The 24,972-nt window shown below is 66.5% G+C and carries 22 protein-coding genes; 18 read left to right on the top strand and 4 right to left on the bottom strand.

Annotated features, from left to right (window positions below; translation table 11 throughout):
- The first annotated feature begins 41 nt into the window (after positions 1 to 41).
- Complete coding sequence (locus ACF07D_RS09635) at positions 42 to 314, top strand: DUF3039 domain-containing protein (RefSeq protein ID WP_119284164.1); 273 nt, start codon at positions 42 to 44, stop codon at positions 312 to 314.
- 429 nt (positions 315 to 743) lie between these two features.
- Here the strand turns inward: ACF07D_RS09635 and ACF07D_RS09630 are convergent, their stop codons facing one another.
- A complete protein-coding gene (locus ACF07D_RS09630) occupies positions 744 to 2,066 on the bottom strand; it encodes a nicotinate phosphoribosyltransferase (protein ID WP_391504755.1) in 1,323 nt (440 codons plus the stop codon).
- A gap of 165 nt (positions 2,067 to 2,231) precedes the next feature.
- Here ACF07D_RS09630 and ACF07D_RS09625 point away from each other — a divergent pair, with 165 nt between their 5' ends.
- Genes ACF07D_RS09625 through ACF07D_RS09580 form a run of 10 tightly spaced genes read left to right on the top strand, consistent with a single transcriptional unit; the run spans position 2,232 to position 12,326 of the window.
- On the top strand, positions 2,232 to 3,074 hold the full coding sequence (locus ACF07D_RS09625; RefSeq protein WP_391504754.1) for a GntR family transcriptional regulator: 843 nt from the start codon (positions 2,232 to 2,234) through the stop codon (positions 3,072 to 3,074).
- The gene (locus tag ACF07D_RS09620; RefSeq protein WP_391504753.1) at positions 2,998 to 4,062 is read left to right on the top strand and encodes a BMP family protein; all 1,065 of its coding nucleotides are present in this window, start codon (positions 2,998 to 3,000) and stop codon (positions 4,060 to 4,062) included. The genes ACF07D_RS09625 and ACF07D_RS09620 overlap by 77 nt, the downstream gene beginning before the upstream one ends.
- 33 nt (positions 4,063 to 4,095) lie before the next feature.
- Positions 4,096 to 5,685: an ABC transporter ATP-binding protein gene (locus tag ACF07D_RS09615; protein WP_391504752.1), complete on the top strand. Its 1,590-nt coding sequence runs from the start codon at positions 4,096 to 4,098 to the stop codon at positions 5,683 to 5,685.
- Entirely contained in the window at positions 5,682 to 6,812 is a 1,131-nt protein-coding gene (locus ACF07D_RS09610; protein ID WP_255808014.1) for an ABC transporter permease, read from the top strand. Before ACF07D_RS09615 ends, ACF07D_RS09610 begins: the two co-directional genes overlap by 4 nt.
- Entirely contained in the window at positions 6,809 to 7,711 is a 903-nt protein-coding gene (locus tag ACF07D_RS09605) for an ABC transporter permease (RefSeq protein WP_119284159.1), read from the top strand. Before ACF07D_RS09610 ends, ACF07D_RS09605 begins: the two co-directional genes overlap by 4 nt.
- Before the next feature lie 19 nt (positions 7,712 to 7,730).
- Positions 7,731 to 8,297: a cysteine hydrolase family protein gene (locus ACF07D_RS09600; protein ID WP_119284158.1), complete on the top strand. Its 567-nt coding sequence runs from the start codon at positions 7,731 to 7,733 to the stop codon at positions 8,295 to 8,297.
- Positions 8,294 to 9,253: a PfkB family carbohydrate kinase gene (locus ACF07D_RS09595; RefSeq protein ID WP_391504751.1), complete on the top strand. Its 960-nt coding sequence runs from the start codon at positions 8,294 to 8,296 to the stop codon at positions 9,251 to 9,253. Before ACF07D_RS09600 ends, ACF07D_RS09595 begins: the two co-directional genes overlap by 4 nt.
- 51 nt (positions 9,254 to 9,304) lie before the next feature.
- The gene (locus tag ACF07D_RS09590; RefSeq protein ID WP_119284156.1) at positions 9,305 to 10,042 is read left to right on the top strand and encodes a nucleoside phosphorylase; all 738 of its coding nucleotides are present in this window, start codon (positions 9,305 to 9,307) and stop codon (positions 10,040 to 10,042) included.
- A gap of 38 nt (positions 10,043 to 10,080) precedes the next feature.
- Positions 10,081 to 10,869, top strand: a complete 789-nt coding sequence (locus ACF07D_RS09585; protein ID WP_119284155.1) for a sugar isomerase domain-containing protein — start codon at positions 10,081 to 10,083, stop codon at positions 10,867 to 10,869.
- A 2-nt stretch (positions 10,870 to 10,871) separates the two neighbouring features.
- On the top strand, positions 10,872 to 12,326 hold the full coding sequence (locus ACF07D_RS09580; protein ID WP_391504750.1) for an aldehyde dehydrogenase family protein: 1,455 nt from the start codon (positions 10,872 to 10,874) through the stop codon (positions 12,324 to 12,326).
- 51 nt (positions 12,327 to 12,377) lie between these two features.
- On the opposite strand, the gene ACF07D_RS09575 is transcribed toward ACF07D_RS09580, so the two are convergent.
- The 3 genes from ACF07D_RS09575 to ACF07D_RS09565 are packed head-to-tail and all read right to left on the bottom strand — an operon-like array spanning position 12,378 to position 17,926.
- Positions 12,378 to 15,806 (bottom strand): error-prone DNA polymerase, encoded by a 3,429-nt coding sequence (locus tag ACF07D_RS09575; protein WP_391504749.1) that lies wholly within the window; start codon positions 15,804 to 15,806, stop codon positions 12,378 to 12,380.
- The gene (locus ACF07D_RS09570; protein WP_391504748.1) at positions 15,799 to 17,256 is read right to left on the bottom strand and encodes a DNA polymerase Y family protein; all 1,458 of its coding nucleotides are present in this window, start codon (positions 17,254 to 17,256) and stop codon (positions 15,799 to 15,801) included. Before ACF07D_RS09570 ends, ACF07D_RS09575 begins: the two co-directional genes overlap by 8 nt.
- A 1-nt stretch (position 17,257) precedes the next feature.
- Positions 17,258 to 17,926 (bottom strand): hypothetical protein, encoded by a 669-nt coding sequence (locus ACF07D_RS09565; protein WP_391504747.1) that lies wholly within the window; start codon positions 17,924 to 17,926, stop codon positions 17,258 to 17,260.
- 86 nt (positions 17,927 to 18,012) lie between these two features.
- On the opposite strand from ACF07D_RS09565, the gene ACF07D_RS09560 reads away from it, so the two are divergent.
- From ACF07D_RS09560 to ACF07D_RS09530, 7 genes are all read left to right on the top strand, one after another.
- The gene (locus tag ACF07D_RS09560) at positions 18,013 to 18,336 is read left to right on the top strand and encodes a DUF2469 domain-containing protein (RefSeq protein WP_391504746.1); all 324 of its coding nucleotides are present in this window, start codon (positions 18,013 to 18,015) and stop codon (positions 18,334 to 18,336) included.
- 289 nt (positions 18,337 to 18,625) lie between these two features.
- Entirely contained in the window at positions 18,626 to 19,921 is a 1,296-nt protein-coding gene (locus ACF07D_RS09555) for an aspartate aminotransferase family protein (RefSeq protein WP_391504745.1), read from the top strand.
- 113 nt (positions 19,922 to 20,034) lie between these two features.
- Complete coding sequence (locus tag ACF07D_RS09550; RefSeq protein WP_391504744.1) at positions 20,035 to 20,820, top strand: transporter substrate-binding domain-containing protein; 786 nt, start codon at positions 20,035 to 20,037, stop codon at positions 20,818 to 20,820.
- Between the two features lie 38 nt (positions 20,821 to 20,858).
- Positions 20,859 to 21,512, top strand: coding sequence for an amino acid ABC transporter permease (locus ACF07D_RS09545; RefSeq protein WP_391504743.1), 654 nt, complete (start codon positions 20,859 to 20,861; stop codon positions 21,510 to 21,512).
- The gene (locus ACF07D_RS09540) at positions 21,509 to 22,258 is read left to right on the top strand and encodes an amino acid ABC transporter ATP-binding protein (protein WP_304941389.1); all 750 of its coding nucleotides are present in this window, start codon (positions 21,509 to 21,511) and stop codon (positions 22,256 to 22,258) included. The genes ACF07D_RS09545 and ACF07D_RS09540 overlap by 4 nt, the downstream gene beginning before the upstream one ends.
- Positions 22,255 to 23,718 carry an aldehyde dehydrogenase gene (locus ACF07D_RS09535; RefSeq protein ID WP_119284148.1) on the top strand — a complete coding sequence of 488 codons (1,464 nt, stop codon included), beginning with the start codon at positions 22,255 to 22,257 and terminating at the stop codon, positions 23,716 to 23,718. Before ACF07D_RS09540 ends, ACF07D_RS09535 begins: the two co-directional genes overlap by 4 nt.
- Positions 23,718 to 24,971: an FAD-binding oxidoreductase gene (locus tag ACF07D_RS09530; protein WP_119284147.1), complete on the top strand. Its 1,254-nt coding sequence runs from the start codon at positions 23,718 to 23,720 to the stop codon at positions 24,969 to 24,971. Before ACF07D_RS09535 ends, ACF07D_RS09530 begins: the two co-directional genes overlap by 1 nt.
- The last annotated feature ends 1 nt before the right edge of the window (position 24,972 follow it).

Raw genomic sequence — 24,972 nt, 5'->3', positions numbered from 1 at the left:
CTCGTCAGCTCGCTGACGCTGCCAGCGGGTAGAATGCACGTATGGGTATCTTCACGCGCGACACTCCTGACACCGGCGGCGGCCTCGACGTTATGGACCGCGAGCTTGAAAAGCTGCTCGAGGATTCACAGATCGAGGACGGCGATCACGAGCGGTTCTCGCACTACGTTCCGAAAGACAAGATCGTCGAGTCTGCGGTTACGGGCAAGCCTGTCCGCGCGCTGTGCGGCAAGAAGTGGACGCCGTCGCGCGACCCCGAGCGTTTTCCAGTCTGCCCCGATTGCAAGAAGGTCTACGAACGGATGAAGAAGTAGGCGTACCCGCCGCGAGGCTTCGCTGTGTCCGTGATTCGGATGCGGTGTGTCTGATCACTCCGGCTCCTGTGTCTGGTCACCCACAGGCTTTGTGATCTGGTCTCACTCCCACCCTCTGTGGTTTGGTCACCCCCACGCCCTGTGATCTGCAGTGCGTATGCCTGTCTGGGAGGTCTGGGGCATTTGCAACCCAGATCCAAGGTCTACTGGCGGGCTGACGCGGCACGCGCTGCCACCGTTGGTGCTGCAGCCAGGGATGTTCGGCTGTAGGCCCTGTGATCTGCAGTGCGTATGCCTGTCTGGGAGGTCTGGGGCATTGGAAACCCAGATCCAAGGTCTACTGGCTGTTGGCTGGCTGTAGCTAGCCGGGCGCGCCCAGGCCCTGGCCGGGGCGATACCCCAGCCAGGGTCTGATCTGAGGTGCCGTGTCTAGCGGTACTCAGTGGGGATCGCTGGGTCGCCGCGGGTGAGGCTCATCGCGACGCGGGGGAGCTCTGCCACGCTGGTGCGGTGCCGCTCCCTCGCAAGGCCAATGCCGTCGGTGCCGATGTACTGGGGCTGGATCTCGCCGCCGATCACGAGATGCTCGAGCACCTCACGACTCGAGTCCGCGACCTCTGCGCCCTCGGGTTCGCCACCCGGGCCGTCGCCGAGGTAGATGAGTTCTGCGCGCGCCGCGCCGCGTGCGTTGTGCAGCCGGCGCACGCTCTTGCGGCCCCCGACCGAGGCCTTGTCGGTGCTCTTCTTCGCGACCGAGACCCACTCGCCGTTGTCGTCCTCGCGTGCGACGAGCTTGTAGACCATGCCCATGGTGGGGCTGCCCGAGCCGACAACGACCGAGGTGCCGACGCCGAACGAGTCCACTGGTGAGGCCGCGAGTGCCGCGACTGTGTGCTCGTCGAGGTCATTCGTGACGGTGATGCGCGTGTTCGTGGCGCCGAGCGAGTCGAGCAGTTCTCGAACCTCGACGACAACGACAGGCAGGTCTCCCGAGTCGATGCGCACAGCGCCGAGACCGGTCCCGGCAACCTCAACGGCAGTGCGGACACCCTGCTCGGTGTCGTAGGTGTCGACGAGCAGTGTGGTGTCGGGGCCGAACGCCGCGATCTGTGCCTCAAAAGCTTCGCGCTCGGAATCGTGGAGCAGCGTGAACGAGTGTGCTGCGGTGCCCATCGTTGGGATCCCGTAGCTGCGGCCAGCCTCAAGGTTAGAGGTGGCGCTGAAGCCCGCAATGTAGGCGGCGCGTGCAGCAGCGACGGCGCTCCGCTCGCTGGTGCGGCGCGAGCCCATCTCGGCGAGCGGCTTTCCGTTCGCCGCGTAGACCATGCGGGATGCCGCGGTTGCGACAGCTGAGTCGTAGTTCATGATGCTGAGCGCGAGCGTCTCAAGGATCACGCCCTCAGCGAAGCTCGCCTCGACCGTGATGAGCGGGGAGCCAGGGAAGAACACCTCGCCCTCCGGGTAGCCCCAGATGTCTCCGGTGAAGCGGTAGTTCGCCAGCCAGTCGATGGTCTCGGCGCTCACGACGTTGTTTGCGCGGAGGAAGTCGAGTTCGGCGTCACCGAAGCGGAAGTTCGTGATCGCTTCGAGGAGCCTGCCGGTTCCGGCGACAACCCCGTATCGCCGTGCGCCCGAGAGCCTGCGCGCGAAGAGTTCAAAGACGCTGTTTCGGTTCGCGGTACCAGCCTTCAGTGCGGCGTCGACCATAGTCAGCTCGTAGTGATCGGTGAGCAAAGCAGTAGAGGTGTCCACTTCGCCAGCTTAGCGAGGTTTGTGAGCGCCGACCCCGACAATCGCGAGAAACCGGTGCCCAAACCTGGGAGTTTTCGCGCGCTATTTGCGCCGCGGCTCGCAAACCATATACTTGACCGGACAACCGGATAAGTTCCGATTCACGACGAAGACGACGAGGAGGCAATGATGCTGTTTGAACTCGACAGTGCGCGCGGCGCGCTCCCGCTGTACGTGCAACTTGCGAATGCGCTTGAAGCTCACATCATCAACGACAAGCTCGAACCGGGCACCAAGCTGCCAAGTGAACCGACGCTTGCGGCGGAAAACAACCTGTCGCGTGCCACAATCCTCAAGGCCTTTGAGATGCTCGTCGACCGTGGCCTCGTTTCCCGCCACCAGGGTAAGGGCACCTTCGTGCGGTCGCGGCCGATGGAGCGCAGCCTTCCTGAGCTCACGAGCTTCAGTGAGCACGTCGACAGCCTCGGGCTGCGGCCCGGCAGCACCCTGCTCGACTACGCGGAGTACGCGGCGAACGCCCCGGGTCGACCCGCCTCGGCGTTCCCCGACGACGTCGACATCGTCGTCATCGAGCGCGCCAGAAGCGTCGGGGGAACCCCAGTCGGGTTGCAGCGCCTCATCATTCCCGCGCACGTCGCGCACAAGGTCGGCATCACCGAGTCGGTCGCGGCGCAGCCCGGCTTCTCGTTCTACGGCACGCTTCGTACGGCCGGTCTCGAGCTCTCGGCGGGGGAGGAAACGCTCCGCGCAATCAACGCGGACGCCGCTGAAGCCGAGCAGCTCGGCGTCGAGCCTGGCACCGCGCTCATCGAGGTGGATCGCCACTCGCGCGGCACCTCGGGGCAACTCCTCGAGCACGTGCGTGCACGCTACCTCGGTACCCACTATCTCTACCGCGTCACACTCAACAACCCATCCAATGGAGGATCTCATGAATCGAACTCGAGCACTGCTCTTCGCACCGGCGGCGGCTACGCTCATCGCCCTGACGGCGTGCGCGCCGAGTAACGGAGGACCCGCGACGGGAGGCAGCGGGGACAAGGTTGCCCTCGTTGTCGCGCAGGGCGGCCTCGGCGACCAGTCCTACAACGACCTCGCAAACGAGGGGTTCAAGCGGGCGGTGGCAGATACGGGTCTCACCCCGAGCACGATCGAGTCAGACGACATCGTCGGCCAGGGCGAGCAGTTGCTGCGCCGCGCCGGACAGGCAGGGATCAACCTGGTTGTCGACCTCGAGTTTTCACACAACGAGATGATCGGCAAAGTCGCCGCGGACTTCCCTGAGAGCGACTGGGTGATCTTCAACGCAGAGTCCGCCGGCGACAACGTCGCCTCGGTGCTCTTCCAAGAGCAAGAAGGCTCGTATCTCGCTGGCGCGCTCGCCGCGATGCAGACGACGAACACGAGCGACCCGAAGATCAACGCAGATAAGAAGCTCGGCGTGATCGGTGGCGCATCAAGCGTCGGCATCGACAAGTTCCTTGTCGGCTTCATCGAGGGAGCGAAGGCAGTGGACCCCGAGGTTGAGGTGCTCACTGCATACTCCAACGACTTCGCCGACCCGGCGAAGGGGCAGCAGCTCGCACAGGCAATGTTCGAGCAGGGCGCTGACATCGTGTACGCCGTCGCGGGCGGCACGGGCGCCGGCGTCATTCAGGCGGCACAGGACGCGAACCACTACGCGATCGGCGTCGATGACAACCAGGACGATCAGGCGCCAGGCTTTGTGCTTACGAGCGTGCTCAAGCGTGCCGACCTCGCCGTCGAGAGCGTGGTGAAGGACTACGCGAAGGGATCGTTCCCTGGCGGCAAAACCATCACATTCGGTCTGAAGGAGGATGCCGTCGGCCTGACCGATTTCGAGTTCACGAAGGACGCGATCGCTCCCGAAGCAATCGCGAAGGTCGAGGAACTCAAGGCCGGCATCATTGCTGGAGATATTCAGGTCTGGAACGTCGTCACCGACGGCTACCCCGACTACTTCCAGGGGAAGTAACCAACACGCATCCGACAGGGAAGTCTGGAACTGATGGAACACGACATCCGGGTGGCGGGCAGCGACGCCGCTCCGCCACCCCGGATCGAGGCGCGGGGGATCGCACGATCCTTCGGCCCGGTCCGAGCGAATCGAAACGTCTCGCTCGCCGCGCACAGGGGGCAGGTGCTCGCCGTCATCGGCGAGAACGGCGCGGGCAAGAGCACCCTCATGAAAATGCTCTATGGCCTCGACAGGCCCGATGAGGGCACGATCCTCATCGACGGCGAACCAGTGCGGCTTTCGAGTGCGCGGGACGCCATTCGACGCGGCATTGGACTCGTGCAGCAGGAACTCGCGATCGTCCCCGACCTGACGCTCCTCGAGAATCTCGTGCTCGGCAGCGAGCCGATGTCGGCCGGGCGCATCGATTGGGCGCGCGCTCGCCGCGAGGCAGAGGTGCTCGCTGAGTCCGTCGGCACCGACATCAACTGGGATCTGCAAGCCGCCCACGCTCCGATCGCCATTCAGCAGCAGGTCGAGATTCTGCGGCTTATTGGGCGTGGGGCCGACCTGCTCATCCTCGACGAGCCGACGGCAGTGCTCGCGCCGGTCCAGGCGGCGCAGCTGCTTGATCTGCTCAGGCGGCTCGTTGCCGATGGCAAGACTGTCATCTTCATCAGCCACAAACTCGGCGAGGTGCTGCGCGTCGCGGACGAGATAACGGTGCTGCGCGCCGGGATCACCGAGCCCGCGATCTCGCGGGCCGATGCGACGATCGAGGGCCTCGCCACGCTCATCATGGGCGGCGAAGCCGCGCCCTCGGACGCCGGGACCCCAGGGACGCCGCGCGAGGTCGTCCTCGCATGCAGCGGACTGAAGGCGACAGACGACCGTGGGATCGAGCGACTTTCCGGGGTCGACCTCGAGGTCCGCGCGGGCGAGATTCTCGGCGTGGCCGCCGTGTCCGGCAATGGCCAGGACGAGCTCGCCGAGGCGCTCATCGGCCTGCGGCGGCTCGAGGCGGGTTCCGTCGCGCTTCGCGGAACGAACGTGACCCGGACGTCCGTGCGGGCCCGGCGCAAGGCGGGGTTCGGGTATGTGAGCGCCGACCGCAAGCACGAGGGCCTCGCGCTCGATCTGTCGATCGCCGATAACGCGATCGCGTCGCCGTCACTCACCGCGCTCACTCGCGGCGGCTGGTTCTCGCCCGCACGCGTGAAGGCGGCCATCAGCTCGGTGCTCACAACGGGTGCTGTGCGCTACGGTTCCGAGAATGATCCGATCTCGAGTTTGTCAGGCGGCAACCAACAGCGCGTCGTGATCGCGCGCGAGCTTCGCGACCGGCCGGAGGTGCTCGTCGCGAGCCAGCCGACGCGTGGCGTCGACATTCGCGGTATCGCGTTTATACACGAGCAGTTGCGTCAGGCACGCGATGCGGGCAGCGCTGTCGTGCTGTTCAGCGAGGAGCTCGACGAGATTCAGGCGCTCGCCGACCGCATCCTGGTGCTGCACCAGGGGCGCGTCGTCGGCGAGCTCGGGCGAGACGCTGACCGCGTCGTGCTCGGCAAGCTCATGCTCGGCATGGCGGGAGAGAACGATGCTCGCTCCGGCGGGCAGCACGAGGACGGAGAGACCGCGTGACACACCAGCAGGCGCCTGAGACCGGCGCGCACACCAGCTACGTTCCTGTCCCCGTCCCGAAGCGTTTCTCGTGGCGGGCCGCGGGAGAATCCGCGTGGCGGATCGCAGTCCCCGTCGTGATCGCGCTCGCGGTTGGAGCGGTCGCCCTCATCCTGGGCGGCGCAAACCCGCTCGAGATCTACGGCATGCTCGTGCAAGAGGCGTTCGGCGATGCCGCGAGGATCAACGCGACGCTGACCGCGGCGACGCCGCTGCTCTTCACTGGGCTGGCGGCAGCGATCGCGTTCCGGGGCGGCGTCTTCAACGTCGGAGTCGAGGGGAGCTTCGGGTTCGCCGGGCTCGCCGCGGCCGTCGTCGGAGTGAGCGTCGGAGCCCTCCCGCCAATGCTCGCCATAACCGCCTGCCTCGTTGCTGGCATGCTTGCGGGAATCGCCGTTGCGTTGGTTCCTGCGATCCTGCGTACCTGGCTCGGCGTTGACGAAGTCGTCTCGACGCTTATGTTCAACTTCATTGTCACCGGAGTCACGGCCTGGCTCGTGCAGTCATACTTCTTGGCGCCGGGGCAGGCGAACTCGGCTACGGAGTACGTCGCAGGGTCGGCGGAGCTTCCCCTGCTCGCTCCTCCCGGGCAGCTCAACGCAGGGTTCGTGCTCGCGATCGCGCTTGTCGTCTTCTACGGCTTCTGGATCAAGCGCAGTCAGCTCGGCTTCGAGTTCGACGCGGTCGGGAAGACCGCGCGGTTCTCGCTGGCGCAGGGGCTGCGGGTGCGCACGGTGCTGATGAGCGCGATGCTCATCTCGGGTGCGATCGGCGGTCTCGGCGGCGCAGTGCACGCGCTTGGCGTCGTGCACCGGTTCTCGGTCGGGTTCTCAGCAAGCTTCGGCTTCACCGGCATCGCGATTGCCCTGCTTGCCCGATTCAACCCCGTTGGCGTGGTCATCGGCGCCGTTGCGTTCGGCGCACTCGCGGCTGCCGGGGCGACCGTCCAGCTCTTCGTGAACATTCCGATCCAACTCATTAGCATCCTGCAGGGCACGATCATGATGCTCGCCGTTGCGCAGTTCGCGATTCCGCGGCTCTTGCGCGGTCGAAAGGCGAAACGGAACCAGACGGAGGTGTCGGCATGATCGACAGCATCATCAACTCGACGCTGCTGCTCGCAGTTCCGATCGTGCTTGCCGCGCTCGGCGGCGCAGTACACCGGCGCGCCGGCGTCGTGAACATCGGTCTCGAAGGCCAGATGCTCGTTGGCGCTTTCGCCGGCATCCTGTCGAGCGCCGCGACCGGTAACTGGGTCGTCGGCGTACTCGTCGGGGGCGCGGCTGGCGCCGTCGCCGGCCTGATCATGAGCCTGGTCATCACGCGGCTCGCCGCGAACGAGATCATCGTCGGGCTCGGCTTCAACATTGTTGTGCTCGGCATCGTCGGGTTCGTCTTGCGGAGCGTGTACGGCGTCTCGGGGACGCTGCGGTTCCCCGAGCAGCCCCGCATCCCGCGCATCACCATTCCCGGGCTCGCTGACGTGCCCGTGCTCGGCGCGATCCTGAGCGGAAAGGACGTGCTGTTCTGGCTCGCCGTCGTGCTCGTGCCGGTGCTCGCCTGGGTATTTGCGAACACGCGGTGGGGGATCCGGACGCGCGCGACCGGGGCGAACGAATTCGCGACGGCCTCGCTCGGGGTCAGAACGCTCGGCATCCGCGACCTCGCCGGCTCGATTGCGGGCCTCCTCGCGGGCCTCGGAGGAGTGGCGCTCGCACTCGGCGTGAGCGGCCTGTTCAACGAGAACATGATTGCCGGGCGCGGATTCGTTGCACTCGCGGCTTTCTATTTCGGCCGTTCGCGCCCGCTCCCGACGGCGCTCGCATGCCTGCTGTTCTCGTTCTTCGACGCCCTCCAGGTGCGGCTGCAGACGAACAGCGAATTCCCGACCGACCTTATCCAGACCCTGCCGTACATCGCCGTCGTTGCGGTGCTCGCTTGGACCGGTTTCACGACGCTTCGTCGCAGCAGCCGTGTCGCCGTCTGATCCACCGACAGGAACTCTAGTGAACACACACCACCCGAAGACAGCACTGCTGCTCGTCGACGTCATCAACTCGTTCTACGAGGCGGGGCAACCGAACTACTACCCCGATGTCGAGGACACGCTGCCCGCGCTCGCTGAGCTGCGCGACACCGCTCGCGAGCGCGACGCGCTGCTCGTCCACTCGGTCGAACGCCACTACCGTGGGCTCGCCGACTTCGAGTTCGCGAAGTTGCCGCGACACCACCAAGACGGGGAGCACGACGCCGCGTACTTCCCGGGGTTCGAGCCCGTGGAGCGCGCGAACGAGATCGTCGTGCCGAAGCGGCGCTACTCCGGGTTCTACGCGACGGACCTCGACCTCGTCCTGCGCGAGCAGGGAATCGAACGCGTCATCGTCGCGGGCGTGAAGACGAACGTGTGCATCCGCGCGACGGTACAGGACGCGTTCGCCGGCGGCTTCGACGTGTTCGTGCCACGCGAGGCAACGAACTCGAACCGGCCTCATCTCGCGGAAGCAAGCCTCGAGGATATCGACCGGTACTTCGGGCGGGTCGGCTCCCTCGCCGAGGCGAAGGATCTGCTGTGACGGCCGTCGCCCCGCTCCTGCTCGTCGCCGGCTATGCCAGTGTCGACTTCGCCATGCAGCTCGCGCCGTTTCGTGGGACAGACGCGACAACGACGGTGCTTGGCCGCGCTGACGAATGGCCGCGATACGGCGGCGTCGCGCACGTCACCCGCGCAGCGGCCGCACCGCGAGCGCCCGACCCGAGCGGCAAGGGCACGGCCGTCGTCGGGTCGAGCGTGCGCGTCGAAGCGCTGTCCTGGGTCGGACAGGACCCTGACGGAGCCGCGTGGATCGACGCCGTCGAACGCGGCGGCGCCGGATGCGGTGGCATCGCCACGCGTGGGACGCGCAGCCCGACATCGTTCCTCCTCTACCCCGAGGGCGACGGCACGATCTGCCTGTTCGACCCGGGAGACTGCCACGACGGCGCATTGACGAGCGAGCAACGGCGGCTCGCGGCCGCAGCCGATGCGGTCGTCGTCACGATCGGCCCGGAGCATGCCACGCGGGAACTGCTCGACGCGATCCGCCCCGACGCGACGCTCTGCTGGATCCTCAAGCAGGATCCCGACTCGCTCAGCGGCGACCTCGCAACAGCGCTCGCCGCCCGCGCCGACGTCATCACGCTGAGCGAGGGCGAGAGTGGCTACCTCGCGGGAATCGCGGCAGCGGCCAGGCCCGGCACCGACATCATCGTGACACGGGGCTCGCGTGGCGCCGAACTGCGCCGAGTGACCGCGAACGCGACGATCGAGCCCATCGGGTCCGTACCCGCCGAGCCGGTGGCCGGCGTCGACACGACCGGCGCGGGGGACACGTTCTCAGGGACGCTCGCCGCCCGCATCGCAGCCGATCCCATTCGCGCTCGCGACCGCGCTCACGACACCGACCCGCACCCCATGCTCGAGCACATCGCTGCGGCCGCAGCAGCGACCGCAGCCATGCTCAGAGCCCGCGCCACCGACCTGGGGCGTTGAGCGCGCGACACCGCGCTCACCACACAGACCACAACACGAATGAGAGAAGCAATGACTGCAACACGAGAAGCCTGGTACATCCACTGCACACCCGACCAGGTCGGCGAAGACGCCATCATCGTCGGGGACCGGGGCCGCGTGCTCCTCGCGACCGAACTGCTCGAAGACGCCGTCCTGCTGAATGAGGATCGCGGACTCACGACCGCGACGGGCACGTACAAGGGGCGACGGATCACGATCAGTGCGTTCGGAATGGGCGCGCCGATCGCCGCGGTCGTCGTCGAGGAACTCTCCTACATCGGCGTGAAGCGCGTGCTGCGGCTCGGCACAGTGATGACCGCCAGCGACACCCAGCTCGGGTCGCTCGTCGTCGCGCACGGCGCCACCCGCGGCGAGGGTACCTCCGCAGGTTACCTTCCGCTCGAGTACCCAGCGGTGCCCGACTTCGAGCTCACCGCGAAGGCGGAGCAGGCGGCCCGAGCGACCGGGCGCACCGTCGTCACCGGGATCTACGAGTCCGCCGACGGCTTCTACACGGAGCTCATGCGGCGCGACAACCCCGCAGGCCAGGCGGAGCTCGTCGAGCGACGCCGCGCGCAACACATCGTCGGCACCGACATGGAGACGAGCGCGGTGTTCGTCGTCGCCCGCGCCCGCGGCATCGCGGCCGCGTCGCTCTGCCTTGCGAGCGTCGCAGGCGACAACTTCGCAAAGCTCGACGGCGAGGACCGGCGCCAGGCCGAGCTCGACCTGCTGCAGGCTGGCCTCGAAGCGCTCGTCGCCGAGTGATCGCCGCTACAAGAACCACACACGAAAGAGGAAAACACATGAGTATTGCACGCGGATACTTCGACGACGTCATCGCCAAGCTTGCCGGCGTTCGTGACACGCAGGACGAGGCGATCAAGCAGGCCGCAGAGATCTGCGCCGACACCATCCAGAACGACGGCCTCGTATTCACCTTCGGCACCGGCCACGGTGGCTTTGCAGCCCTCGAAATGTTCCCACGCACCGGCGGCGTGACAGGCTTCCGTCCGATTGTTGAAAGCTCGATTGCGCTGATGCATCACGTGCTCGGCGACCAGGGCACCGCCCAGTACCGCTTCCTGCACACGCGCGAGGGGTACGGCAACGCGATCCTCCGCTCGCACCAGATCAAGGAGGGCGACTCGCTCATCCTGTTCTCGCACTCGGGCATCAACGCCGTGATCCTCGACATGGCCGTCGAATTCAAGGAGCGCGGACTGAAGGTGATTGCAGTCACCTCGGTGCCGCACTCCTCACAGGTCGAGAGTCGCCACTCGAGCGGGCACCGGCTCTTCGAGATCGCAGACGTCGTCATCGACACGGGCATCCCGCTCGAGGACGCCTCACAGTACATCGACGGTCTTGAGTTCCCCGTTGGACCAACGTCGACATCGATCGCGGTCGCCGTCGGCCACGCGATCAACGCGTCCACCTCGGCGGCGCTCGTCGCGCGCGGCGAGACCCCGATGATCATGGTGAACACGAACTCGAACCGCACGAAGCTCGCGCACCAGCAGAACGACCGCAACTACGCGGAGCTGTGGCGCCGTCTCCGCTCGCGCGAGTTCTCCGCGCCGGAGGTGAAGTGACCGTGGCGAGTCTCGACCGCGATCTCTGCATCGGCGGGGACTGGACGCCATCCCTGAGCGGCGACCGCATTGAGGTGCGCGACCCCGCCACCGGCGAGCTTGTCGGAACGAGCGCGGTCGCGAACGCCGCCGACGTCGACCGGGCGGTCGTCGCCGCGCAGGAGGGGTTCACCCGCTGGAACCTGCTCACCGCCGACGAGCGCGCCGAGATCCTCATCCGCGCCGCCGCACTCGTCGACGAACGCACCCCGGCGATCGCCGAACTGCTCACCCGCGAGCAGGGCAAGCCCGTCCCCGACAGCGTCAAGGAGATCTCCTTCGGCGCCCAGGTGATCCGCTACTACGCGGAGCAGGGGCGACGAGTGTGGGGATCGATGCGCCCGACCGCGCGGAAGGACATTCGCTCGCTCGTCACCTGGGAGCCGCTCGGCGTCGTCGCCGCGATCGTGCCCTGGAACTACCCGGTCGACCTCTACGCGTGGAAGATCGGCCCGGCGCTCGCCGCCGGCAACTCGGTGGTCGTGAAGCCGCCCGTCGAGGCGCCGCTCGCGATCGCGGAGTTCGTGCGGTGCTTCCTCGACGCGGGCCTCCCCGAGGGCGTGCTCTCGGACCTGCCCGGAGCGCTCGAGGCGGGATCGCGGCTGTCGGAGCACCCCGACGTCGCCGCGATCACCGCGACCGCATCCACGGCGACCGGCCAGGCCATCATGCGCTCGGCCGCGGCCACGATGAAGCGCGTCACCCTCGAACTCGGCGGCCACTCGCCGTTCATCGTGCTCGACGACGCGAACATTGCCGAGGCAGCGGCCGGTGCCGCGCGCCGCTCGTTCTCGAACGCCGGCCAGATCTGCATCGCCGTGAACCGCATCTACGTTGCCGACAGCATCGCCGACGAGTTCGCTGAGGCGGTCGCTGCCGAAGCACGCGCGATCACGCTTGGCCACGGCGTCGACGCAGGGGTGACCGGTGGCCCAGTCACGACGCCCGCAGTAATTGAGAAGACCCGCAAGCACATTGACGAGGCAGTTGCTCGGGGCGCTGTGCTCGGTGCTGGCGGCAAGAACGCTGTGGTGCGCGACGGGCTCGACGCCTCGATGTTCTTTGAGCCGACGGTGCTCGATCGTGTACCGGTCGACGCGCTTGTCATGCACGAGGAGAGCTTCGGTCCGCTTGTCGCCGTGCACCGCTTCGGCGCATCGGACGACGTCGTCGAACTCGCGAACCGCGGAGATTACGGTCTCGCCGCCTACGTCTTCGGCGATGACCTCGACCGCGCCTGGGGCGTTGCCGAGGGGCTGCACGCTGGTGGCGTCGGAGTGAACGTCAACGATGTTTCCGAGCTCCAAGCCCCCTTCGGGGGCTGGAAGATGTCGGGCTTCGGGCGTGAGCTCGGGCCCGAGGGGCTGCAGGGCATGATGCAGCAGCGCCACATCCGTATCCGCAGACGGAACGGCTAACGGGCGACTCTCGGGGAGCGCTCGCGGCCAAGGCAGGGCCCGCCGCGAGCGCTACCGGAAGTCGCGTGACGCGATAGCCTGCGGGGCCGGAAGCGGCTCGAATCCGTGCGCGATGACGTTGAAGACACCCTCGGGCGATCTGTCGGCGACGCCGCGAACGATCATCGCGGGCGCCGACTGCGCGACGAGCCGATGTGCCTGCCACACCTTCGCCCACACGACGATGTTGACGGTGCCGCTCTCATCTTCAAGCGTGAGAAAGGTCACGCCGGCGGCTGTGCCCGGCCGCTGCCTGTGGGTGACGAGGCCGGCGACCTCGACAGTTGAGCCGTTTTGCGACCCCCGGGCGAGGTCGGAGCGGATGATGCCGCGCGCATCGAGTGAGCCTCGCAGTAGCGCGAGCGGGTGCGTTCCGGTCGCCACCCCCGTCGTCCACAGGTCGAGCGAGGTCTGCTCGGCCTCGGTCAGCACGGGAAGCAGCGGCGGCTGTACATGAACGGCGATGCCCGGCAGATACCGATCCCGGTTGTCGGCGGCAGGCCCGGCGCCCCACAGCGCGTCGCGTCGTGAGAGCCCAAGCCCTGCGCATGCCCCCGACGACGCGAGCGCCTCGAGCTGCTCGCGGTCGAGGTCCGCACGCCTGGCGAGATCCGCGAGGTCCGCGAACGGCCCGGCGGCGCGCGCCGCCACGATCCGCTCGGCGATCTTCACGCCGATCCCGCGCACCTCGGAGAGCCCGAGCCTGACCGCGAACCGCCCGTCCCTGCGGTGCTTGCCGCTCGTGTCAGGGGCGGTCTCGTCGAACGGCCCGACGGGCGGGTGATCGCCCGCGGCGCACTCAGGCAGCCCGGTGGGCGCGAGCCGCGAGGGGTCGACGCCAGCGACGGATTCAGGGCCCGGCCTGGACCCCGCCCTGGCGCCCAGCGGGATCGGCTCGACGCCCGCGTGCACAGCGGAGAACTGCACGTCAGGCGGGCGCACCACAACGCCGTGCCGTTTCGCATCTTCGGCGAGGCTGCGCGGCGAGTAGAAGCCCATCGGCTGCGACTGCAGCAGCCCGGCGAGGAACACCGCGGGGTAGTGCAGCTTGATCCACGAGCTGACGTAGACGATGAGCGCAAAGCTGATCGAGTGGCTTTCCGCGAACCCGAAGTCGGCGAACGATTCGAGCTGCGTGTACACGAGCTGCGCCTGTTCGCCGTCGATCCCGTTTGCGCGCATCCCGGCGAAGATCTTCTCGCGGAGCGAATCCATTCGTTCCTTGCCTCGCTTGGACCCCATCGAGCGCCTGAGCAGGTCGGCGTCCTCGCCGGTGCACCCGCCGACTGTCGTGGCGATCTGCATGAGCTGCTCCTGAAAGAGCGGTATCCCGAGCGTCCGAGCGAGCACAGGCTCGAGGCTCGGATGCGAGTAGGTGATCTCCTCCTTGCCGGCTCGCCTGCGCAGATACGGGTGCACGGCGCCCCCCTGGATGGGACCGGGACGAATGAGCGCGATCTCGATCACGAGATCGTAGAAGCTTCGTGGGCGCAGCCGGGGGAGCGTGTTCAGCTGCGCGCGGCTCTCGACCTGGAACACGCCGATCGCATCGCCCCGGCACAGCATGTCGTAGACCGCTGCCTCTTCTTTCGGGATTGAATCGAACGTCCATTCCTCGCCAGTCGCCGCCGCGACCATGCGTAGCGTCTTGTCGATCGCGCTCAGCATGCCGAGGCCGAGCAGGTCGAACTTCACGAGCCGCATCGCCGCGCAGTCGTCTTTGTCCCACTGCAGCACGGTGCGCTTCTCCATGCGCGCGTGCTCGATCGGGCAGACCTCGCCGACGGGACGCTCGGTGAGCACCATGCCGCCCGAGTGGATGCCGAGGTGCCTCGGCGCGCCCTTGAACTCGTTCGCGAGCCGCAGCACCGGCTCTGGGATCGCGGCGTACGGCGAGTGCGCGTCGTCAACCGCGGCCGCGCGGGGTCTCCGGCGGGAACGCTCGCGGGCGTTCGCCGGAGGATCCTCTGCTCCAGCCCCCGCATCAGCGCTCGACTGCTCGGCGGGGAACGCGTCGTGGTGGCTGATGCTGCGCGTCCACGCACGCTGCTCGGCGACGCTGTATCCGAGCGCCTTCGCGGCGTCTCGGATCGCCGCCTTTGGGCGGTAGGTGATGACGTTCGCGACCTGTGCAGCGTTGCGCCTCCCGTATTTCTCGTAGACGTACTGGATCATCTCCTCGCGCCGTTCGGAGTCGAAGTCGACGTCGATGTCTGGCTCTTCCTCGCGCAGGCTCGAGAGGAAACGCTCGAAGGGAAGGCCGTAGAAGATCGAATCGACCGAGGTGACCTTCAGTAGGTAACAGATCGCCGAGTTCGCCGCGGACCCGCGCCCCTGGCACAGGATCCCGCGGGAGCGCGCCTCCCGCACAATGTCGTGCACGATGAGGAAGTAGCCGGGAAAGTCGAGTTGTTCGATCACGTCGAGCTCGCGTTCGATGCGTTCGCGCCGCGGGGCGTCAAGGGTGTCCTGGTCAGCGCCGTAACGCTCGACGGATCCCTGCCAGACGAGCTCCCGCAGCCAGCTCATCTGGGTGTGCCCCTCGGGGAGCTCGAGCTTCGGGAGCCGCGGCGTCGCCTCCCTGAGCGAGAACGCGAGCTCCCTCGCAAGCGGCACAGTTCGAGCGACGGCGTCAGGATGGTTGGGGAAGTGGCGGAGCATGGCCTCGGCGCTCCGAAGGTGCGCGACGCCAGCAGCGGGCAGGTGCGGATCGAGCTCCGCGAGGCTGCGCCTGGCCCGCACCGCAGCCATCGCCTCCGCGGTGCGTGTCGCCGGCCTGGTCGCGGCGTGCACGGCACCAGTCGCGAGCGTCGGAACGCCTGCAAGAGCGGCGAGTTCGGCGAGCGCAGCGTTGCGGGCGTCGTCGCCGGGATGCCCGTGGTGCGTGAGCTCGACGTAGACGTTGTCGCGCCCGAACAGCGACGTGAGCCGCTCGAGCGCCGCTCCCGCCGCCGCTCGACCGTTGCGCTCAAGCGCGCGCCGAACTTCGCCTTTGCGGCACCCGGTGAGCACCACCCACTCGCCCTCGCCGGCGGCCGCGAGCTCCTCGATGTTGTAGACGGGACGCCCCTTCTCGCCCCCAGCGAGCTGGCCCTCCGTGATCGCGGAGGCGAGCCTGTGATAGCCGGCGGTGCCGCGCGCGAGCACGAGAAGATGATCTCCCGCCGGGTCGGCCGCGCCGAGCTGCGGGGCCTCCAGCCCGAGCGTGAGCTCCGCCCCGTACACCGTGAGGAAATTGGGGGTCTGCAGCGCAGCCTCGGCGAACCGTGGCGCCCCGTAGAAGCCATCGTGATCGGTGATCGCGAGCCCCACAAGACCGAGGCGCTGCGCCTCGGTGACAAGCTGCTCGGGAGACGAAGCGCCGTCGAGGAAGCTGTAGTGCGAGTGCGCGTGGAGCTCCGCGTACTGTGGGGCGTCGGTCGTGCGGGTCGGGCTAGTCATACTTGCCCTCCGCGAACCAGGTCGTCGTCGCCCCGTCTGACTCGCCAGGGCGTACGCGGGCGAGCAGCAGCCAGCTGTCGCCCGTATCGAGTTCGAGCTGCAGCCTGAACCGCTCCGGCCTCCCATCCCACCAGTGCTCGCGGATCGGCCACGGCTTCGACCAGCCTCGCACAGCCCCCGGCGACCGGTGCCCTTCAACGCGCAGCGCGTACGGCGTGGCCGCGAGCAGGTCCTCAGCGTCGACGCCGACAACGGTGCCTGCCTCGTCGAGCAGCCGGGCCCGCAACGGCGGGGAGAACACGAGCGTCGGGTGCGGTGCGGAAAGAGCGCCCGGCCACGGCCCGGGCGCTCGGTCGCGTTTCGGCGCGGAACCCCAGTGCGTGAACTGCTGCCGCTCGAGCAGCAGCCTGCCGCCGTCGAGCGACACCGTGCCGACCCCGCCGGGGCCGAGGAGTCCCTGCGCCCGGCTCAAATGGTGGTGCACGCGCTCGTCCGGCCCGCTCGTCCAGAGCCCGGGTTCGTGCGAGGCGATCCTGTCGGTTCGTACGGGGGCGATCCGCACCGTCGCGATCCCTGCGCCCGCGCGCTCATCGGATCCGCTGAACCCCGCCACGATGCTCTCAGACTGCCAGCGCAGCCTCGCCAGCGCGTCCTGCGGGGAGAAGAACCTCGGGTGCGCCCAGTCGCGCTCGTGCCGGATCCCGATGTCGTCGGTGAGCGTCACCCGCAGCGAGGTACACACGAGCCGCTCCTCGGTGAGCGCGCCGATGAAGCGTTCAACGAGCGAGCTGCAGGCGAACGTGAGCTGCTCCGTGCCGGCGATGGGCGGCTCGAAGTCGAGTGAGAGCGCGAAATCTCGAGCCGCCTGCTGCGCCCGGACAGGCTCGCCACGCTCGCCGTCCTCACCGCGCGCGTGCCTGTGCGCAAGCACACCGCCCGGGCCAAATCGCGCACGTACCGCGTCCTCTGGGAGCGCGGCGAACGCGCCGAGCGTGTAGATGCCGAGGCCTGGCAGCAGCTGCCCGAGCTTCTCGTCAGTCGCGCACCCCACAGGCAGGTCGCTGAGAAACGCGGCCGCGCCGCCAGGCTCGACGATTCGAATGCAGTCAGCCGGATCCGGATCCGCGCTCGCCGCTAACTCCGCCGCGAACCTGCCATCGGCGATACCGACTCGCGCCCGCCCGAGTCCCTCCGCGCGCGCGAACTCGAGTAGCGCGTTCGCTACCGCGCGCTCACCGCCGTAATAGCGCACAGGGCCACGCGCCCGCATCGCTACGAGCCCCGGGCGAAGCTCCTCGATCGCGGGCACAAGCTCGGTGAGCTTCGCGAAGACCGGCGCGAAGTCAGGCGGCGCTTCGGTGGTCTCAGCTGCCGCGGACGAACGGCCAGATTTGGTGTCCTCGCGCGGCCACTCGACGAAGTGCAGCGTGATGACGCGTTCGGGGGGCATGTCACACCGCCCTGAGCGCTCGGCTATGAGGGGTGGAAAGCTGCGCGGGAACGCGGTCGCTCGCCAGGCACCCCCGTTCAAACCTGACAGCGTGGCGTCTGGTGCCCCGGCGATCCTCGGACTGCACAGTTAGCTCCCGAGTCGTAAGCGAGCCGTACCCAGCGCCGAGCCCCGACCAGCGCGAGGAGAGCACAGTCAGGCGAGACTCGCTTCGCGCCCAATCGCCAAGCACCACGAGTGCTGAACCATGCTCGCGAAGTCTGGCGCCGAGCCGCTCGATATCGGCGGGGGAGACACGGCTGTCGAAGCGCGCGACGACGATTGAGAGCGTCTCGCTGAGCGTGCCTGCGAGGGTGAGTGCATGCCTGCCCGGATCAGGGATGAGGACGCACCGGTCGAGCGCGACGCCGAGAGAGACTGCTGCCTCTGCGCCGAACGCTGGGCAGCCGAGCACGCCGCACCACGCTCCACCCTGAGACGCCTCCGCGAGGAATGAAAGTGCGAGCTGCCACGACCCCTGCACCGAATAGGCGGACCCGGCGCGCAGCGCACCACCTGGCAGCAACGACCGCAACCCGTGCGCGGTGGGGAGGGCGCGCTCGTCGATCCGCAGCGGCTGCATCTCGCTGATGCGCTGCCGCAGATCTGGGAGTGACGCCGCGGAACTCATGCGACCATATTCGAACATATGTTCGAATAGGTCAAGCTGGGGTTTGTGGTGCCCGCGTGTCGGCGAACCAGCCTAAGATGGAGGGGATGAATGAGGACGATCTTGAGGAATACGAACGCGATGCAGAGCTGGCGCTGTTTCGCGAATATCGCGACATTGCGAGTCAGTTCCGATACGTAGTCGAGACCGAGCGCCGCTTCTACCTCGCAAACGAGGTGGACCTCAAGCGGAACGACGCGGGCAGCGATTTCTACTTCGAGCTCACCATGGGTGACGTGTGGGTGTGGGACGTGTACCGTTCTGACCGCTTCGTGAAGTCGGTGCGCGTGCTCACGTTCAAGGATGTCAACGTTGAGGAGCTCTCAACCCGCGAGCTGAAGTTGCCGCAGGAGCTGTCGATCGACGACTAGGTAGCTGCTGGGTGCCGTCTTTGGCTGTCGACTAGCTGTCGCCGACGTTCACCCACTAAAGCCCCGGAACCCCTTGTGGGTGCCGGGGTTTTGTGTTCCCAGAATGTGTTGCGCCGCGCCGCGTGTGCTGTCCCGCGGGGTGCGGCTGGGTTGACAATCGCTCACGCGCGTTGCAAAATGTTCGCAGAGAGAAAAATATTTCTCAGAACGAACACAAGGGAGTGTTGTTGAAGATGACCCACAGCGACGACTATCGCGGAGCCCCCGCGTCGCTCCAGGCGGCTTTCGCATGAGCGATAGCGCAGTCTTTCACCGTGACTTCGGCGCAGACTACCCGCTGATTGCGAGCGCTCAGGGAAGCTACCTCTACGCTGAAGACGGTACGGAATACCTCGACGGAAGCTCGGGCGCCGTGGCCGCAAATCTCGGCCATGGGGTTACCGAGATCGCTGACGCCATGCACGAGCAGGCGTTGCGGGTGGGATTCGCGCACACGCTCCGGTTCGAGACCGCAGCACTCCGTGACGCTGCGGCACGTATCCAAAGCCTCGCGCCAAAAGGATTGACTCGCGTGTTCTTTGCTAGCGGGGGATCCGAGGCAAACGAATCAGCGTTTAAGCTCGCGCGCCAGTACCACCTGAGTCGTGGCGAGGGCAGCCGCCACCTGGTCATCGGTATGTGGGATAACTACCACGGCAATACACTCGGGGCGCTCGCGGTTGGAGGAGACGCATCGCGGCGGCAGCATTACGCCCCCATGCTCCCGCGCAGTCTGAGGCTGCCGAGTTGGCGTGACAGTGTGGACCCGATGGCACCGGCCATTGCGCTCGAGAAGCTCGTACGTAGCGAAGGCGCAGAGAACATCTCAGCGCTCATCCTTGAGCCATTCGTTGGAAGTCAGCTCGGCGCGTTCGAACCCGAGCATGAGGCGCTGCGCAGGATCGCAGAGACCTGCCGCGCACACGGTATCGTGCTGATCGCCGATGAAGTGATGACGGGCTTCGGGCGCTGTGGCACGAATTTCGCCGTTGAGCGCTCGGGAATCGTTCCCGACCTCATGACCTTCGGCAAAGGTGTCACTGGAGGCTACGCGCCCCTCTCGGGGGTGATCGTTTCCGAGCCCATCGTGCAGGAAATACGCGACTCAGGTGGTGTATTCCACCACGGCTACACCTACAGTGGTCACCCTGTTGCCGCCGCTGCTGCCGCAGCCGCACTGCGGTTCTACTCGGAACATGACGTGCTCGCAAACGTCGCCCTGCGGGGTGCGGAGCTGCGTTCGGGGCTCGAGGAAACCGCGGCGCGTTACCCAGAGGTTGTTACCGAGGTCCGAGGAGCGGGGCTATTGCTCGCACTCGAACTCTCGCCCGCACTCACCTCCCGTGGCGGGGCGAACGCACTCAACCGAGAAGCGATGGCGCGGGGGCTCGTGCTCTACCCCGGTGCTTCAACGCGTGCGGACAGTAAAGGAAACACTACCGTCGTGCCGCACCTGCTCGTTGCCCCGCCGCTCACTGCCACACCCGAAGAGATCGCAGAGCTGCTCTCTCGGCTCGACAGAGCGCTGCGAGCTCACACCGACTAGCCATCACAACCAGCCGCCATTCGTGCGCGGGGCTACCCGTGCCCGGTCATGTGGCGCGCCACTTTTACCGCACACCGCCTGAACCTACAGACGCATCAAAGGAGAAACGAAGTATGTTCCTGAACAAGAAAACCAAGATCCTCGGCCTCGTCGTCATGATCTCTGCTGCGGCACTGCTCGCGGGCTGCAGCTCCGGCGGCAGCAAAGATGCCCTTGACCGGGTCGAATCCAGTGGCACGCTGCGGGTCGGCATTGAAGGCGCCTACCCACCGTTTAACTCGTTCGATTCAAGTAACGAACTCGTTGGATTCGATGTTGACATCAGCAACGCGATCGCTGAGCGGCTTGACGCGAAAGCCGAGTTCGTGCCGACTCCATGGGACAGCATCATCGGCGGCCTCAACGCTGGCAAGTACGAGATCGTGATTTCAAGTCTCACCATCACGGACGAGCGCGCACAGAAGGTCGACTTCAGCGACCCGTACTACCACACGGGCACGCAGGTCTTCGCGCCAGAGGGAAACACTATCGCGAGTACCGACGACCTCGCCGGGCTCAATATCGGAGTGACCCTCGGCACTACGTTCGAAGACATGGCGCTCGAGCGTGGCGCACAGGTCACGACCTACAAGTCTGATCAGCTCGCGATGGAGGATCTGTCGAACGGTCGTATCGACGGCGTCATCACCGATGGTCCGGTCGGGCTCGCAATCGTCTCAGCTCGCGGCTACAACATCGTCACTGTCGGCGATCGAATCAGCAACCCCGCCGCTGGTATCGCTGTCGACAAGAACCAAGAGAATCTGCTCAAGGCAGTCAACGATGCGCTCGCTGACATGCAGCAAGACGGTACCTACGAGGAGATCAGCACGAAGTGGTTCGGCGCGGACATTCGCTAACCCCATCACGCTAGTCACGAACAGAGAGCAAACGAAGAATGGACTTCACGCTTGTCGCCCCGTACCTGGGGTTCCTCGCGCAGGCAGCATGGATCACGATCCTTATCTCGATCCTGTCGCTCGCGCTTGGCTTGATCCTCGGCCTCGTGGCTGCGGTGATGAAACTCAGCGGTATCAAACCGCTTGTCTGGCTTGTCGACCTGTACGTCTGGGTGTTCCGGGGCACACCGGTGCTTGTGCAGCTCTTCCTGATCTACTTTGGTCTGCCTCAGCTCGGCATTGAGCTTGGGGCGTTCCTCTCCTCGATCCTTGGCCTTGGTATCAACGCTGGTGCCTACATTGCCGAGATCCTCCGCGGTGGCCTGCAGGCCGTGCCGAAGGGGCAGCTTGAGGCGGCATCGTCGCTCGGAATGACACGGCCAAAGGTGCTCTGGCGGATCGTGCTCCCGCAAGCGTTCCGCATCAGTGTACCCGCGCTCGGCAACCAGGCAGTGTCGATGATTAAGGACTCGTCACTCGCCTCACTCGTGACCGTGAGCGAGCTCATGATGGTTGCGCAGCGCTTCGCAGCATCGAACTTCGCGTTCATGGAGTTCTATCTCACTGTGGCTGCGATCTACCTGATTCTCACGACAGTGATGTCAATGTTCCTCACCCGGCTCGAGAAGCGAATGGCGGTGTCAGACCGATGACCACGACAGCAACAACCGACTGCATGATCGACATGCAAGATATTCACAAGTGCTTTGGCGATCTCGAAGTGCTGAAGGGCGTGAGCCTGCAGGTACGGCGCGGAGAGGTCGTCGCGCTCATTGGGGCATCCGGCTCGGGCAAGAGCACGCTCCTGCGGTGCACCAACCACCTCGAGGAGCCCACATCCGGAGTCATCTCGGTGCTCGGCCAGCCCGTTGACGGGAAGAACGAGAACATTCTCAGGGTGCGCCGCACCGTCGGCATGGTGTTCCAGCAGTTCAACCTGTTTCCCCACAAGACGGTGCTTGAAAATGTTATTGAAGCGCCGATGCAGGTGCTCGGCGTTAAGAAGGCAGCGGCAACGGAGCAGGCCCTTGTGCTCCTGGAACGTGTCGGGCTTGCCGAGAAGGCGGGCGTCTATCCGCACAAGCTCTCAGGCGGGCAGCAGCAGCGCGTCGCGATCGCGCGGGCGCTCGCGATGAACCCGCAGGCGATGCTGTTCGACGAGCCCACGAGCGCGCTCGACCCCGAGCTGCGCGGCGAGGTGTTGAAGGTCATGAAGGACCTCGCGAGCGCGGGGATGACGATGCTCATCGTCACGCACGAGATGTCGTTTGCCCGCGACGTCGCCGACCGTGTGGTCTTCATGGCCGACGGAGTGGTCGAGGAAGAGGGCGTTCCCTCGGAGCTCTTCGATCGGCCGAAGAGTAGCAAGCTGCAGTCCTTCCTCAGGCACGTCGCATGAGCGGGGGCATCGTGAACACCCAGTTCAGAGGCGGCGCCTGGCATCCGGGAACCGGTGAGGGCACGACCGAGACCGTAAACCCTGCGACGGGCATGCAGCTCGCGGTGTACAAACAAGCGGGCAGGGAGGATCTTGGGCTCGCGCTCGATGCCCTCCGTGACGCGGTGGCCCCGTGGCAGCGCCTTCCGCTCACGGAGCGCCAACGGGTCCTGGAGCAGGTCGCAGCTGAGATCGAGCGCGACGGCGAGCGGATCGCGCGGCAGATGACACTCGAGATGGGGAAAACACTCGCTGAGTCCCGCGGTGAGGTCGGAGTGTTCGCGAGCACCTGCAGGTGGTTCGCGCACGAGGCTGGCCGTGCGCTCGGGCAAGTGCTCCCGTCGGCCGATGGTACGCGCTTCATCCACACGAGGAGAAAGCCTGTCGGCGTTGTCGCGTGTATCACCCCCTGGAACTTCCCGATCGCGCTCGCAGGCTACAAGATCTTCGCGGCGCTCGCCGTCGGTAACGTTGTGCTCTGGAAACCCGCGCAGCAGGTGAACGGCACGGCGGTACTCGTGACCGAGGCTTTCGAGCGGGCCGGCATCGGGGACGCCTTCGCGCTGCTCGGCGCCTGCACCGGGGAGCTCGCCTCGGAGGCGATTGGGGACGAGCGCGTTGATGCCGTCTCCTTCACCGGTTCCACCGAGGTTGGCACGCAGATTTCGCAGCGCGTCGCATCGACGCTCACCCCGTGCTCACTCGAACTCGGCGGGAAGAACGCGGCCGTGGTGCTTGCAGACGCGGATCTAGACCTCGCAGCGCGCGAGATCGTGCGCAGCGGGTTCCTTACGAGCGGCCAGCGCTGCACCGCGACGAGCAGGATCGTTGTCGTCGCTGAGGTCGCTGACGAGCTGATTGCGCGCGTTGCCGACGGAATCCGTGCGCTCACCCTGGGCGACGGCGCCGACGCGGACGTCGATATGGGCCCCGTTGCCACTGCCGCGCAACTCGCGGGCGTGGAGAGCGCCGTGAGGGGGGCTGTCTCGGACGGGGCGAGCGTCGTCGTCGGAGGCGCAAGGCCTGACGGCCTGCCCGCAGAAGGTTTCTTCTACCTGCCGACGCTGCTCGACGGCGTAACCCGCGAGCACGCGATTGCGCGAAGGGAAGTCTTCGGCCCGGTGATCGCGGTGATCAGGGTCGCTGATGCCACAGAGGCTTTCGCCGTTGCGAACGACACCGACTACGGTCTCTCGACATCGGTGTTCACGCGCAGCCTTGGTGCGACTTTTACCGCGCTCGACGACATTGATAGCGGCCTTATCTATGTGAATCGCGGCACGAGCTCGGCCGAGCTCGGCGTGCCCTTCGGTGGCACCGGGATGTCGGGCAACGGGCACCGCGAGGTCTCTGAGCACGGCTTTGAATTCATGACCGAGCTCGTGTCCGTCTACATCGACCCGCAGACCATGGAGCAGTGATGACTGAAGAAAACCGCATGACGCTGCTCACCCTCGACCCTCTGAACGCCGACCTCGAGCAAGGTGACCGCGCGCTACACGATTACGAAGCCGTGAGCGAGGCCCTTCGCGGTGCCCCGATTGAGGGGCTCGACGGGCTCCGCGTCTTGATTATTGGCGGGGGGATCGTCGGCCTCATGTCCGCGTACTACGCGAGCGAGGCCGGAGCCGATGTCACTGTGCTCGAATCACGCGCCCTCGGGGGCGCCGCCTCGGGTCGTAACGCTGGCGGCATCTACGCCAACGGCCGCGACATCGGCGAGGTCGCCCTCGCCAGGGTCTCGATGGACCTCTGGGAGGAACTCGGTGAGCGCGGACTCGATGTGAAGTTCCGGCGAAAGGGTCACACGATCGTCGCGATGAACGGCACCGAGCTGTCTCTGCTGCAGCGAGCGCGCGACATCTACGAGCGAGCGGGCGTGCCGATCGAGCTGCGCGAGGGGAGTGAAGCCGTCGCAGAGCTGCCACTCGTCAACCCCGGTATCGCGGGCGCTCTGTTCTCCCCGTACGACGGGCAGGGATACCCGTTCACCGCGACCACGTCGCTGCGCGAGGCTGTCGTCAGCCGAGGCGGAACGGTCGAGACGTTCGCGCCCGTGGAGCGGCTCATCGAGCGCCAGGGGAGGGTCACTGGTGTGTCGACCGCGAACGCCTCATACGAAGCGGATGTCGTGCTCATCGCCGCGGGCCCGTGGACGACAGAGCTTGGGTGGCAGGTCGGGGCCGAGCTGCCTGTGCGGCCGCGCCGCTCACAACTCACCGCGACTGAACGACTGCCGGTGAAGGGTGATTTCCCATTCGTCTCTGGAAACCGGGTGTATGCCAGGCAGACCCACGCAGACAACATCCTGATCGGGGGTGGCGGGCCCTGGGAAGAGAACGGATACCACACGACCACAACCAGGCAGGCGCTCGACGTCTATGGCACGTATATGACAGAGATGTTCCCGGGGCTTTCGCGCGTTCCGATCATCCGGGCTTTCGCCGGGACTGTTGAGCTCACCCCCGACCACTACCCGCTCCTCGGCAAAGTCCCAGGGGTGCCCGGTCTCTGGGTGAGCGCCGGCTACAACGGCCACGGCTTCGGTCTGTCAGCTGCCGCTGGCCGCATGTTTGCCGAGCTCCTCAAACACGAGGTACGCGGCACCGAAACTCCGGCGGCCCTACTGGACGCCCTCACTGACTACGCGCCTGGGCGCTTTGCGAAGAATTGAA

Source organism: Leucobacter sp. NPDC015123 (assembly GCF_043080205.1).
In the GTDB taxonomy this organism is placed as follows: Bacteria; Actinomycetota; Actinomycetes; order Actinomycetales; family Microbacteriaceae; genus Leucobacter; species Leucobacter aridicollis_A.
Note: the sequence above shows the minus strand (reverse complement) of the source record. Positions and strands in the feature narration are given on the sequence as shown.

Bases quoted from the DNA above. Each gene is read 5' to 3' on its own strand.
- ACF07D_RS09550 (WP_391504744.1), top strand. From the start codon at position 20,035: ATGTTCCTGAACAAGAAAACCAAGATCCTCGGCCTCGTCGTCATGATC.
- ACF07D_RS09560 (WP_391504746.1), top strand. From the start codon at position 18,013: ATGAATGAGGACGATCTTGAGGAATACGAACGCGATGCAGAGCTGGCG.
- ACF07D_RS09545 (WP_391504743.1), top strand. From the start codon at position 20,859: ATGGACTTCACGCTTGTCGCCCCGTACCTGGGGTTCCTCGCGCAGGCA.
- ACF07D_RS09530 (WP_119284147.1), top strand. From the start codon at position 23,718: ATGACTGAAGAAAACCGCATGACGCTGCTCACCCTCGACCCTCTGAAC.
- ACF07D_RS09570 (WP_391504748.1), bottom strand. From the start codon at position 17,256: ATGCCCCCCGAACGCGTCATCACGCTGCACTTCGTCGAGTGGCCGCGC.
- ACF07D_RS09625 (WP_391504754.1), top strand. From the start codon at position 2,232: ATGATGCTGTTTGAACTCGACAGTGCGCGCGGCGCGCTCCCGCTGTAC.
- ACF07D_RS09605 (WP_119284159.1), top strand. From the start codon at position 6,809: ATGATCGACAGCATCATCAACTCGACGCTGCTGCTCGCAGTTCCGATC.
- ACF07D_RS09535 (WP_119284148.1), top strand. From the start codon at position 22,255: ATGAGCGGGGGCATCGTGAACACCCAGTTCAGAGGCGGCGCCTGGCAT.
- ACF07D_RS09575 (WP_391504749.1), bottom strand. From the start codon at position 15,806: ATGACTAGCCCGACCCGCACGACCGACGCCCCACAGTACGCGGAGCTC.
- ACF07D_RS09615 (WP_391504752.1), top strand. From the start codon at position 4,096: ATGGAACACGACATCCGGGTGGCGGGCAGCGACGCCGCTCCGCCACCC.
- ACF07D_RS09540 (WP_304941389.1), top strand. From the start codon at position 21,509: ATGACCACGACAGCAACAACCGACTGCATGATCGACATGCAAGATATT.
- ACF07D_RS09555 (WP_391504745.1), top strand. From the start codon at position 18,626: ATGAGCGATAGCGCAGTCTTTCACCGTGACTTCGGCGCAGACTACCCG.
- ACF07D_RS09620 (WP_391504753.1), top strand. From the start codon at position 2,998: ATGAATCGAACTCGAGCACTGCTCTTCGCACCGGCGGCGGCTACGCTC.
- ACF07D_RS09565 (WP_391504747.1), bottom strand. From the start codon at position 17,926: ATGAGTTCCGCGGCGTCACTCCCAGATCTGCGGCAGCGCATCAGCGAG.
- ACF07D_RS09635 (WP_119284164.1), top strand. From the start codon at position 42: ATGGGTATCTTCACGCGCGACACTCCTGACACCGGCGGCGGCCTCGAC.
- ACF07D_RS09585 (WP_119284155.1), top strand. From the start codon at position 10,081: ATGAGTATTGCACGCGGATACTTCGACGACGTCATCGCCAAGCTTGCC.
- ACF07D_RS09590 (WP_119284156.1), top strand. From the start codon at position 9,305: ATGACTGCAACACGAGAAGCCTGGTACATCCACTGCACACCCGACCAG.